Below are 11,910 nucleotides of genomic sequence, written 5' to 3'. Positions count from 1 at the left end.
CTCAGGCACTACTCAGGCACTACTCAGGCACTACTCAGGCACGAGCGAGGCACTGCTCAGGCACGAGCCAGGCACTGCTCAGGCACGAGCCAGGCATTGCTCAGGCACGAGCCAGGCACTGCTCAGGCACGAGCCAGGCACTGCTCAGGCACGAGCCAGGCACTGCTCAGGCACGAGCCAGGCACGAGCCAGGCAGTGCTCAGGCACGAGCCAGGCACTGCTCAGGCACGAGCCAGGCACTACTCAGGCACGAGCCAAGCGCGTATCGGGCAAGAGTAGGGCGTCATTCAGGTGAGTCGGGGCATGCGGCCAGCGCCATGCGGGCATCGATAAGGCACAAGTTTGGCGAGGTTCAGGCGCTAGGCGGGCATCGGTCAGGCGCAAGGCGAACCATATTCGAAGGTGCGCAGAACCAGCAGATCGAGCGCGTTTTTAGGATTGCAAAACAAAGGAGGTAGTGCATCACAGCGTTTAACGCTTGACGATGAGCGAGCACCGGTCCGCGATGTGCGCCGATGCTCTTGCGAATACACGACAGCTATGCTCTACTCACACCAATGCTCGTTACCCGCTTAGCGCGTAATGATGCCTTCCGGTTCTGCATTGAGATTTCAACGCGCCGCCGATGCGGCAGTTTTCCGTCCCGCGCTCGCATGGACACCCCAGGATGTTGAGGCGATTGTTTCGCCCACATGAAGTTTTTTGCACTCAAACGCCCCTGCGGCGTTTTTTAAACTAAGGCGTTTAGGCGAAAGTTCGGGACAGAGGCAAGGCGAAACCCTTGACCAGTGCGGCCGAGCTGGCGACATTCGGGTGCAGAACGTCGAAAGACGTGCAGCCGAAACCCGACCCGCCACCCCCCAAAATGGAAGCCTAGTCGTCCGCTGCGGACGAGCCATCGACCCATCGCGCCAGCGTTGAGGTTCGTGGTGGGCTTCGCCCCCCCTACGCGGGCGGGAGAGTCAATTCCCTCGAGATATGCGCGCTATCTCTTAACCGTCTTCTTCGTGAAGATGGAAGCGCGACGGTGTGGCCTCTCCGTTGAAGGGCCGGCGCCTGGCTTCATTGCCAGGTAACTCCGAACCGTAAGGCCGGGGCTGAGTTGTGAGCTGGGCAGCATCGCAACTCGGAACACGCACTTTTTTAAGACAATGTGGCCAAGCTTCACGATGTGGAATGCCGGACTATCAGGTTCCGGGTGCGCAGGACAGCGCGTACCAATCACCTCCCGACGGCGTGATGGGGACGGAGAGCTGATGGATGACAGCACATGGTTGCGGCGGTGACCGCCGGTCGCGATACCGGATCAGAACAGCCGGGGAATCCGGGTGCCTGAAATCTCGTCGCTCCTCTTTGACCACGGAGTTTTGAACGCCTCGATCGCGAACCTGATGCACGAGATTGACGAACTGACGCCCATACGTATAACTCGACAGCATTTGACGAACCCGAAGTTCGCGAGGCAATGATGGCGCTTGGCAGTGATCTGGGTGTGGATTCCGAAGAAGCCTCAGTGCTTAAGCCAGCGACGGCCCGTTCCGCGCATTGTCGAAGGTCAGAAAGCATGCGACGCTCAAGCCAAACATCGAACGTTACTACTATTGCCTGCGCAAGATCGGCATTACAAAAAATGCTTGCCAATGTTACTGTTCGCGGGGACCGCGCGCGCAATTTTTTTGAAGACGGGATGATTCTGAAGGGCCTGCTGACCGGCACTCTTGAAGGAACCGTCGACCAGATGCCTAAGGCAGTGCGCAGTTGAGCGAGGATCATGGACACAGTCGCTTGCAGAAACTGGAGCTTACGTGGGCGTAATGGCACGGGCAGAGAAGAAATCGGTAGAAAAGGCAAAGGCGGCTTTGACCGCGCCTGTGGAGATTAAAAGACCCCTGCGAGTCTTTCTACCGGGTCTTGATTGCTTGATGTCACGATCCGGCTCCTCGGCGTGCGGCCGGACTGCTGCGCCGCAGTTGGGCAGTCAACAGTTAGAGCTGGGGGCTCCAGACGTTTAGCGATCGACGCGAATTCGACGCAGAAATATCCCTGCTCGTGCAGGTCCTGCACCACGCCGACTCTCGTGAAAGTTCAGCGCCCTGGGTTTGCTTTCGTGTCGATATTGATCTCCGTTTAGGCGCATTCCGGAGCGCCGACTGCGCATCAAACGGTACGAGTTGCGGTCTCGGCGCTCGCATTTTCTCTTTAAAATCAAAGCGTTGGTTCTTCGAATTTGTCTCAACGTGAGACAGCTGACGATAACGCCAAGGGCTTGGAACGCGCCCCATCCTCGCGAGCCTTGACGAGGAAAAGGCATGTAAGCTGTTCCGGACGCTGTTGTAAGAGACGTCGATGCTCGCCTATATCACCGATGTAATTGACGCCGATTATGGAGTGCTGGCTGAGCAGTTTGCGATGCACCACTTTCGGCTCGACGCAGCGTACTCCCCGCCACGCAGAAGCATGCAAGTAGCGTAAAGCTGATGGTAACCGGCATTACGACTCGATAGCGCCCGATCTGCTCATCCAGTCAGTTGAGATTGTTCGTGGCCGCGATCTGCACGACACCAATTGCACGCAGGCGGACGACTTCAGCGAACGTGGCGCTCCTCAGATCACGGGCCACATCATGAGAGTCTTGCTTTGCGTGCGAGTCCGCCTGGATCCAAGAAAAGAAGGTGCAGATATCGCCCGCACGCTATCTGGCGCCGATGCACTACGGCTCAACAGTTCGGCGATACGGCGCGCCCATGATTGATATGTATTCGATACCGTGCCGTTAAGATAACTCTTCTTATCACAATAGCATGATTGTTGTGCCAAACTGGCGCCCATGAAAACGCGCCTGACCGCAGCACCTTCGCCCGATCCTGTTCCCGTCGACTTTCCTGACGCTGACGAGCTCGCCATGCTGCGCGCCTGGTATGCGGGCATGCCGGTGCGCAAGGCGGTGGAACGCTACCTGCCGCAGCGCATCGGGGCAGGGCAATCGGCGCGCGGTGTGCTCGGCAGCATGCGCCGGCGGCTCGCCAGGGTGGCGAGGCAGGTGGGCCGCCCGGACCTCGCCGCTGCTTTCCAACACCCTGACGGTGAGCGTTTACGGGAGGCAAAAACGGTCGCTGACGCAATCGAAGTGCTGCGGCATGCACGAGTGCCGACTCCGCAGATCAGCGACGACATCGGGCTCTGGCTATCCACTCGTACTGTCGGGATCCTGCGCGCCCATGGGATGGCGACGCTGGCGGACCTGACCGTGCGGATTCCGCGGCGACGCCAGTGGTGGAAAGCGGTTCCCGGGCTCGGCGCCGCCAGTGCTAGAAAGATTGAGGCGTTTTTTACTGCGCATCCGGCGCTGACCGAGCGGGCGAGGGTGCTCATCGCCCTCTCGCCGGCCAGCAGCGTCGTGCCGTGGGAGCAACTGCGGTTGCCGCATGAAGTCGACGGTTCCGCCGGCACCTACCGGGCGCCGCGCGCCACCTGCACGCTCGATGCAAACGACGACTACCAGGCCGTTCACGCGTGGCTTTCGCTGCACGAGTCGACCGCGACTCAGCGCGCGTACCGCAAGGAGGCCGAGCGGCTCATCCTGTGGGCAATTGTTGAAAGGGGGCGTGCGCTGTCGTCTTTGACCACCGAGGACGCCGTCGCCTATCGCGCATTCCTGCGCCGCCCCACACCACGCGAGCGTTGGGTAGGACCGGCGCGACCGCGTACCGCAGCCGACTGGCGTCCGTTTTCTGGCAGCTTGTCGGCGCGCTCCGCCGCCTATTCGCTGTCCGTGCTTGGGGCACTGTTTCGGTGGCTGATCGAGCAGCGATATCTGCTTGCGAATCCGTTTGCCGGTGTGAAGGTCCGGGGCAGCGCTTCCACGAATGCCCTCGACACATCGCGTGCATTCACTGAAGGAGAGTGGATGCTCATCCGGGCGATCGCGGATGGTCTCGAATGGTCATACGGGTGGAGCATGGAGGCAGCACAGCGACTGCGCTTTGTTCTGGACTTCGGCTATGCGACCGGCCTGCGCGCAGGCGAACTGGTTGCCGCGACACTCGGCGATATCGAGACCGACGCGCATGGAGATCAATGGCTGAAGGTCGTCGGAAAAGGGCGTAAGGCGGCCAGGGTCGCCTTGCCGCCACTCGCCCGCGCAGCGCTCGATCGCTACCTTCTCGAGCGCCAGTTGCCCGTGACACGCAACCGCTGGCGCCCGGACATGCCACTGATCGCGAGCCTTGGCGAGGACGGGGTAGTGAGTATCACCAGTGTGCGGCTCTGGGGGGTGTTGCGGCGATTTTTTACCAAGGCCGCCGATATCGTCGAAGCCGACAATCCGGTGGTTGCACAAAAGCTGCGGATGGCCAGTCCTCACTGGATGCGACACACGCACGCTACGCACGCACTCGCAAACGGTGCCGAACTGACCGTTGTGCGCGACAACCTACGTCATGCCTCGATTTCGACGACCTCGATCTATCTGCATGGCGATGATACCAAGCGGGCGCAGCAGATCGCAGGGGCGTTTCGGAGCAAATGATCACGAATGACGGCGATGAGCGCGGAGTGAAATGCCTGCTCTGGCGACTGCAGGTTTTTCGATTGAGCAGATCCGGTCAAAAATCCTCGTACTGCAACTGGAGCGGATTTTCCGAGGCAAACGAAAACCCTCTAACTATTTGGCGGCAGGCTTCTGCACGAAGCGCTGTCAACCGACTGTCTTCCGCGATCGCTGCGCACCATCGATGGCCGGTCGATCGCAGATGATGACGTGCGTCGCAGCGTCGACCATTCCTTACGTTGGAATGTAGGCCACTGCGAGGCAGTCGAGTGAATGAGTAATTGCAACCCACAACGGTCATCTGCTATGCCGCGTAGCGGTCAGTCGAAAGCCCTCGGAATGGTCTCCCCGAATGGCAAGGGCGGTGGTAAGCGCCGCTTTCGACTGTCACCATTGCTGCGCTGCGCTTTACCTGCGCAAGCGTCTTAATGCGACGGTTCGTAGTGAGTCGCGGACTCTTTATCATGCGTTGCGTATTTTTCTATCATTGTCGCGCTCGCCCTCGTTACGCCATGCAGATCGACAGCGACACCGTTTCGCCTAAATTTATTCACGATGCGATCAAGCGCGTCGATTGCGGTGATGTCCCAAAAATGCGCGTGGGACAGATCGATCTGTATCGACCGCACGCGTTCATGGAAATCGAACTCCGAAACCAGCGCCTCGGAGGAGGCGAAGAAGACCTGCCCACGCACAATGTATCGGCGCACGTCCAACTGCTCGTCCAGTGATGACTCAACCACCATAACCCGACGAACCTTCGCCGTGAAGAAAAGCGCGCTCAGCAGAACGCCAACGAGCACGCCTATTGCGAGGTTGCCAGTTGCAACGACCACCAATACTGTTGCAATCATGACGACCGACGAGCTCTTTGGATGTGAACGAAGGTTGCGGATCGAGCGCCAGCTAAACGTGCTGATAGATACCATGATCATTACTGCGACCAGCGCTGCCATCGGAATCTGCTTGACCCAAGGCCCCAGAAAAACCACCAGTACAAGAAGGAAAGCGCCGGCGACAAATGTCGAGAGCCGTCCCCTTCCTCCCGATTTCACATTGATCACCGTTTGGCCGATCATGGCGCATCCTGGCATGCCGCCGAGGATGCCTGCCGCAATATTGGCGATACCTTGCCCGCGGCATTCGCGGTTTTTATCGCTTGGCGTGTCGGTGTAGTCATCAACGATGGCTGCGGTCATCAGTGACTCCAGCAGGCCGACAACGGCAACGGCGAGGGAATACGGAAAGATGATTTTCAGCGTTTCGAATGAAAGCGGCACCTTGGGCCACGCTGGAATCGGCAACTCGTTGGGGAATGAGCCCATGTCGCCGACCGTGCGCAACTTCAGATTCATCGCCATCGAGATACCGGTTAGGACGATGATGCATACCAACGGTGAAGGAACGGCTTTGGTCAAGCGAGGCAGCAGGTAGATGATTCCGAGACCTCCGGCGACCATCAGGTAAACGTAGGGCGGAACGCCTTGCAGCTGAGGCAACTGAGCCAAAAAGATGAGGATTGCCAGTGCATTGACGAAGCCGGTGATGACCGACCTGGACACGAAACGCATCAGCCCACCAAGTCTTAGGAGACCAGCGCCGATCTGCAATACACCCGCAAGAATGCCCGCCGCGAGCACGTATTCAACGCCATGATTTTTGACGAGCGAAACGATGACAAGCGCCACTGCGCCCGTCGCAGCGGAAATCATGGCAGGGCGGCCGCCTGCTATCGCGGAGACTACCGCGATGCTGAACGCAGCGTAGAGGCCAACCTTCGGGTTAACGCCAGCGATGATCGAGAAGGCCAACGCCTCGGGAATGAGTGCAAGGGCGACAACGATGCCTGCCAGCACATCTGCGCGAGCATTGGAAAACCACTCTTCTTTGAAGGTTCGTTTTTTCATTGGAGGGCCTGTAGAAAAACGTAAATGCAAACACAGGCCGACCGCGAGGTATTCGCTGGAGGGGATCGATTACGAACGGCTCGCCCCCGCCTGACGGCGAGTAAAAGCCGAATCTAATGGTGCAGGCGTCATCGGCACTGGCGATGCGCAGTGCGACGCCGACGGTCCGCGAACCTCTGTCGGTCAGGCTGTTTGATCGATGAGGGTTCGCGGACCGTTACATAGGTATCGAGGAGAAAGGAGATGGCGGCAGGTTTGCCGCGACGCAACATGCTACATCCGAAGGCTAATCACTGTCCAGCAACCATTGGTTGCGGGTCATGACGCCGCGATCCTCACGCTTGCCCTGACCGACTGCTTATGACCCATAAGGGACGGTCACAATCGTTCCCTGGAAGGACCGCTTTCAGCCTGATAGCGGACAAAATGCTCCGTAAATGCGAGAACCAAGGCTTGTTTCCGAATTCAATCAATGCGGGAAGAGCAAGGTGACAATCAAGCGCGCGCCCCAGCCGTGCGGGCCTGAGTCCGGGCTGGCTGCCCAATAACGCACACCGCCGCCGATGCTCAGCGGTTGCGTGCCGATTTTCACGAGCTTGGTCACAGTCGCGTTGATCGGTGTGGACCACTGATGCTGGTTCCAGTCATAGGTTGATTCGGTGTTCAACCCGAACGTCCACGCGTCTTTCGTCGTGTAGTTGAGAAACGGCTGAAGGAAGGTCGAGCTTACGCCGGGCCGGTCGCGGTTGCCCGCGTACGACCAGATGTGATTCGCGAGCAGGCCGTAGGTCCAGCCACTGCTTTGCCACAGCAGGACCGCAGTGGGCCCGGCGCCCCACTTCTCCGCACCGAGCAGGCGGTCGGTATCGGTCGGCAACAAAAGCACCGGGCCAACACCCCAGATCAAGCCGTTTGCAGTCGGCTTTTGCGGCGAGAAAAAGAAACTTTGCACGATGTCGCCGAGGCCGGTTTGCGACCCAACGCCAGGCGCAACGCCGCTCTGCGAGGCGACTGGCACGATGGTGCGCGAGATCAGATTCCATTCATCGTTCAGGTGAAACGGAATCACCGGTTGAAAATTCAGGTAGTACTTGTCACCGCCGCGCGTCGCTCCAATGTTCGAATCGTAGTTGAACTGAAATGGCACGCTGATCAGCGCCGCTACGGGATTGCTCAACTGTTTCGCGAGGTCTTCGTCGCTCTGTGCGAGCGCGACGATCGGCGCAGCAAACGCCATCGCAAGGACGGACAACGTGGCTGAGATCCTGTACTTGAATACCATGGCAACGCACTCCGCTCCTGGCTGATCGATAACTGCGCGCACTCAGCGATAGCGAACCCTTCAGCGCGTACGGTCGCGATATCTCCTTTCAAAACCGCGGGCCGTGTCCCGTGAGCGGGGTGCCCGATGTTTTTTCGCACAGGTGCGGCGGTTAATCCATAGGTAGTCGGGGCAATCGCATTGCCCGAACGTGCAACTTGCCAGTCGCTTACAGGGGTGTCTGTGTTTCCCGTCTGGCCGAACCTCTCGCAAGCGCCACGCATCCCGCGCTGATTCGCCGACGTAATGGCACCCCAAGCTCTTTCTTCCTATGATTAATCCAAAGCGACAGATCAGGCGTTCGCGAAGCGAATCACTTCTTTTTCGTCACCGCACGATTATTTTGGGGGGAATGACCTGCCCAAGGTGTTGGATGCCGTGGACAGCGAGTCTGACTGGTCGCTGGAGGAGCCTGAGCAGGCGTCAACTCTGTCGCCACCACCTTGTGTGTGGATCCGAAATCAGTAGATCAAACCCGCCAGTTCTCTTTCGAGCTTGGCGGGTCTTTCTTTGCCTGCGGGGCGCGGGCTACATACAACGGTGGAGTCGCTCAGCCGTTCAGTTGCGACTCGACGTTCAGGAAGATCTGTGCGACCGGGTTGTTGTCTGCGGATTGCGGCGCGAACTTGATCTGGGCGAAGGTGACGATACCGAGAGCGACGACCAGGAGTGCTCCAGATGCGGCGATGCGGGTAAAGTATTTCACAGGGACCTCAATTTTGATGGTGTAGGCACAAACTGGGCGAAGCTGACAGGCGTGTTGACTCACCTTCAGCGGCATGTCTGTCCGCATTCCAGCAGCACCGGACGCGGTCGTCAGATCGCATTTGCCGACCGGACAGGGTTTGTGCAGTGCAGTATAACACGACCCTTGTGCAGTGCAATATGAGGCTACTGTCGCAACGAATCTACCGATCACATCGGCTTGTGCAATGCAATAAATAGTTTTTCCGCATGCCTACTGCGACTTGCTGTCGCCAGCGGATGCCTAATTCCTTGAGCGTTTTGCGTATGAAAGCTTGTTGTAGGCCGTAATCACAGTCATGCTATGTGAGCGATTCTCGCAGGCACGGACGATGTCGAGGCGGTCGCCTCGACAGTCTCCCCGCTGGAGCCCGACAAATTGGAGATGGGGTTGCGGATGGTATCGATTGCGATATCATTAGGTATCAATTGATACTTTAGTCGGGAGTCGCATGTCACTGATTACGCCTGAAGCAGTGGCCGCGGTCATGGAACTGCAGCAGATCCCGCGCACACTCGCGGAACTCGAGGCACTTGTCCGCGACGGCCTGCCCAAGTCCGCGCTGCGCGCGGGCGTCGAACATGCGACGCAGGGTGCCGACGCCCGGCGTGCGCTACTTGCCCGCATCATCCCCGAAGCGACCTATAAGCGGCGTCGCGATCGGCTGACGCGAGACGAATCGGAAAAGACTGAGCGGCTGGCCAGGATCGTCGCAACGACGGCCTACGTCTGGAACGACAACGAGGACGCGCGGGAATTCCTGTCGACGCCGCACCCGGAACTCGAAGGGCGGGCGCCGCTCGATGTTGCGCTGACCGAGCTCGGCGCGCGCCGGGTCGAAGAGCTGCTGTGGAAACTATTTTATGGGTTGCCGGCGTGAAGTTGTTTCGAATCGCCGACACTCGACACACGGTCTGGAGTGGCACCGGCGCGATGCTGGTGGGTGGGCGCTTCAATAGCCCGGGTCGACCGGTCATCTACGCCGCGTCGACCTTCGCCGGCGCGATGCTCGAGGTCCTTGTTCATGCGCGCATCGGCAAGGTACCGAAGACACACGGATGGGTCGAGGCAGCAGTCCCCGACGAGATTCGCGTCGAACGCCATTCGGACGAATCGTTGCCGGAGGGATGGGATGTGCCAGCGATGCAGGCGGCAAGGGAGTTCGGCGACGCCTGGCTGACCGAGTCGCGTACCGCGCTCCTGATCGTACCTTCCGTCGTCGTCCGTGCAGAGTTCAACGTGCTGGTCAATCCCGCACACCCCGACGCGACGCGGATTGTTGTGACCGAGCCGCAACCCGTGGTGTGGGACGAACGGCTCTTTGTGATGCCATCGGTCGGACACTCCTAGATCATGATGGGGGTCGGCGAGCCTCGCCTCGACGCTTTGCTCCTCGAGTGAGATGAGCAAGACGTGGCTTGTAGTTTAGTTCGCACTCGCCGCTAGCAATGGCCAGCGCAGCGCCGTTTTATATTCTGCTTGTCAGTTTGCCAAAGCGACAGGGCTGTCAGTTTTTGTCAATCGCCAACTTGATTTGACATAACATAATTTATCACCGTTTCGAACGATCGTGCTTTTACCATCAGGCAGGCAGGTCTATGCAGACCGCGCCCTTGCACCCTGACCGCCCGCGGGCGCCATCCGGCAACACCTAACGCTTCGTGGCGAAATCGCTACCTGAGAGACGCACCGGCTGGCCTGGGTGTACCAGTGATTTCCTTTGCGCGACCGCTGCGATTCGCTTGCGACCGTTCTCAAACGTCCTGAGTACGCGGGTCGTATCGGCGTCATGCGGTAGCCAGAAATATTCTTCGAGTGCATCACGCGCAATCGTGCACTCGACGTCGCGGTCGCGGATTGTCACGGTGAAAACGACGGCGCGTCCGTCCGGCGAGACGGTGGCCATGCGATCAAGAACTTCCATAACCCGCCTCGAGGATCTCATTCACGGACTTTATGGGTACTGCGCCACGCAACGACAAATCTTCCAGAACTCGAAAAACCAGCGCCGTCCCGCCGGGCAACAGAACGGAGAGTCACCGGCGAGTCAGAAGCTTGAGAACCCGATCGTCGTGCCTGACGTGGAGTGCGTCAACAATCTGCACCGCGTCGGCGGACGGATGAGCCGGGTTGAACAGGAAGTTGTGAGCAAACGGAACAACCGCGCTCGGCACCTTCAATACAGCGCTCGTTTCTGTCTGCAGCCACTCGGTGCCGGCTGCGCGTGACCAGTCCAGATTTTATCGCCATTGCTCCGGGAGATCGGCGGCCGCGATCTCAGCCACTGGAACGTCATCTGCTATCTCGACCCGCAGCAACTGATATCTGTCAGGCAGCTGGTCTATGCCGGCAATCTCCATGTGGACGAGCATCTCAAGGAGGGCCAGTGCGGGGTGCTCGGCAAGATAAACGATGGGTTGTCCCGCATAATGCCATCGCCCCTGCGCGCGCAGTCCACCTATACCTTTCAGATCGGCATAATTGCTTGTTCTCCAAAGCACCATCAGGCGAAATACCCTTCGTCTATCTGGACCAAGGCTTCCTCGACAAGCCGCGTACCATGCTCGGTAATGGCCATATCGAGCGCCGATTTTCCGCCAAAGCGCAGTTGGCTGTGCGCAAGGACCATGGCCGCTACGAAGTGACGGACCCATTCGTGAAGCAGGCGCGAAGGGACCAACAACTCCTGCTGGCACCGGATTCCGAGACTCCTGAGCACACTGCGAAATAATTCCGACGGTCTTGCGACGGATGCATGACCGTACCCGCATCGACCGCAGGGCGCTCGCAACGGAGACAATCGGCGCGTAGTCGCACTGTCGAACGCGGACCGCTATCCCGTGCTCATGTTAGCCGCCGCCCTTCCACTGGAAGCAGGATTGCCGCCGCGTAGCGGCGAGTGGGTGACAACGAGCGCGTTGACCGTTAGTTGCGTTTATATCTCTGTAAAGTTCAGGCGTGACAGCCCTCTGCTCTTCTGGGCTGGAGTGGGCCTGCTGAGCGCAACGGTACCCACATGCCTGCTCTCCTAGGTGGACCCGCGGACTTTTAACGGCATCAATGCATACGACAAACCGTTAAAGTTCCAGCTCTCTCTCCCCACGTACTTGCTGTCGCTCGGCTGGATGGCGCTGGTGCACTCGTCGGCGCCTGCGCAGTCCTGGCGATCATGCTCACCCGCTACCCGCGCAAGAACCTTGATCCCGCTTATCTGCTGGCCGTGCGCAAAAGTTTGTGGATCACGGTAATGCTGGGCGGCCTCGCCAGCATGTTCATGAGCATGCACTTGAGCCACTGGGTTGGGGGCGTCGCAAGCGACGCGAACCGTCTGCCCTTGCGCGGATGGTCTCGCACCGGAGGCGACCTTCGCGAAGCGGGTTGAAAGCGT

9 protein-coding genes and 2 pseudogenes are annotated in these 11,910 nt (G+C 59.1%); 5 read left to right on the top strand and 6 right to left on the bottom strand.

What is annotated here, in order from left to right; genetic code table 11:
• Positions 1 to 1,564: 1,564 nt before the first annotated feature.
• Both D0B32_RS32390 and D0B32_RS28520 read left to right on the top strand, forming a co-directional pair.
• The gene (locus tag D0B32_RS32390; protein ID WP_147329583.1) at positions 1,565 to 1,762 is read left to right on the top strand and encodes a hypothetical protein; all 198 of its coding nucleotides are present in this window, start codon (positions 1,565 to 1,567) and stop codon (positions 1,760 to 1,762) included.
• Between the two features lie 1,065 nt (positions 1,763 to 2,827).
• A complete protein-coding gene (locus D0B32_RS28520) occupies positions 2,828 to 4,528 on the top strand; it encodes a site-specific integrase (RefSeq protein ID WP_117337663.1) in 1,701 nt (566 codons plus the stop codon).
• A gap of 446 nt (positions 4,529 to 4,974) precedes the next feature.
• Here D0B32_RS28520 and D0B32_RS28515 read toward each other — a convergent pair whose 3' ends face one another.
• The 3 genes from D0B32_RS28515 to D0B32_RS32720 form a co-directional block, all read right to left on the bottom strand.
• Complete coding sequence (locus D0B32_RS28515; RefSeq protein ID WP_117337662.1) at positions 4,975 to 6,456, bottom strand: SulP family inorganic anion transporter; 1,482 nt, start codon at positions 6,454 to 6,456, stop codon at positions 4,975 to 4,977.
• 469 nt (positions 6,457 to 6,925) lie between these two features.
• Positions 6,926 to 7,738: a transporter gene (locus tag D0B32_RS28510; RefSeq protein WP_259295195.1), complete on the bottom strand. Its 813-nt coding sequence runs from the start codon at positions 7,736 to 7,738 to the stop codon at positions 6,926 to 6,928.
• 589 nt (positions 7,739 to 8,327) lie between these two features.
• Positions 8,328 to 8,483 carry a hypothetical protein gene (locus D0B32_RS32720; protein WP_181969939.1) on the bottom strand — a complete coding sequence of 52 codons (156 nt, stop codon included), beginning with the start codon at positions 8,481 to 8,483 and terminating at the stop codon, positions 8,328 to 8,330.
• 490 nt (positions 8,484 to 8,973) lie between these two features.
• Between D0B32_RS32720 and D0B32_RS28500 the strand changes: the two genes are divergently transcribed.
• Both D0B32_RS28500 and D0B32_RS28495 read left to right on the top strand, forming a co-directional pair.
• Positions 8,974 to 9,402 carry an antitoxin Xre/MbcA/ParS toxin-binding domain-containing protein gene (locus D0B32_RS28500; RefSeq protein WP_117337660.1) on the top strand — a complete coding sequence of 143 codons (429 nt, stop codon included), beginning with the start codon at positions 8,974 to 8,976 and terminating at the stop codon, positions 9,400 to 9,402.
• Complete coding sequence (locus D0B32_RS28495) at positions 9,399 to 9,872, top strand: RES family NAD+ phosphorylase (protein WP_117337659.1); 474 nt, start codon at positions 9,399 to 9,401, stop codon at positions 9,870 to 9,872. Before D0B32_RS28500 ends, D0B32_RS28495 begins: the two co-directional genes overlap by 4 nt.
• A 301-nt stretch (positions 9,873 to 10,173) precedes the next feature.
• On the opposite strand, the gene D0B32_RS28490 is transcribed toward D0B32_RS28495, so the two are convergent.
• From D0B32_RS28490 to D0B32_RS28480, 3 genes and pseudogenes are all read right to left on the bottom strand, one after another.
• Positions 10,174 to 10,446 carry a DUF1488 family protein gene (locus D0B32_RS28490; protein ID WP_117337658.1) on the bottom strand — a complete coding sequence of 91 codons (273 nt, stop codon included), beginning with the start codon at positions 10,444 to 10,446 and terminating at the stop codon, positions 10,174 to 10,176.
• A 112-nt stretch (positions 10,447 to 10,558) separates the two neighbouring features.
• Positions 10,559 to 11,029 (bottom strand): annotated as a pseudogene (locus D0B32_RS28485) (RES family NAD+ phosphorylase).
• A pseudogene (locus D0B32_RS28480) lies at positions 11,026 to 11,127 on the bottom strand (antitoxin Xre/MbcA/ParS toxin-binding domain-containing protein); the annotation flags it as partial. The pseudogenes D0B32_RS28485 and D0B32_RS28480, both read right to left, overlap by 4 nt.
• A 564-nt stretch (positions 11,128 to 11,691) precedes the next feature.
• Between D0B32_RS28480 and D0B32_RS28475 the strand changes: the two are divergent.
• Positions 11,692 to 11,904 (top strand): hypothetical protein, encoded by a 213-nt coding sequence (locus D0B32_RS28475; protein WP_117337657.1) that lies wholly within the window; start codon positions 11,692 to 11,694, stop codon positions 11,902 to 11,904.
• The last annotated feature ends 6 nt before the right edge of the window (positions 11,905 to 11,910 follow it).

It is taken from the genome of Paraburkholderia sp. DHOC27 (assembly GCF_003429005.1).
Lineage (GTDB): Bacteria > Pseudomonadota > Gammaproteobacteria > Burkholderiales > Burkholderiaceae > Paraburkholderia.
Note: the sequence above shows the minus strand (reverse complement) of the source record. Positions and strands in the feature narration are given on the sequence as shown.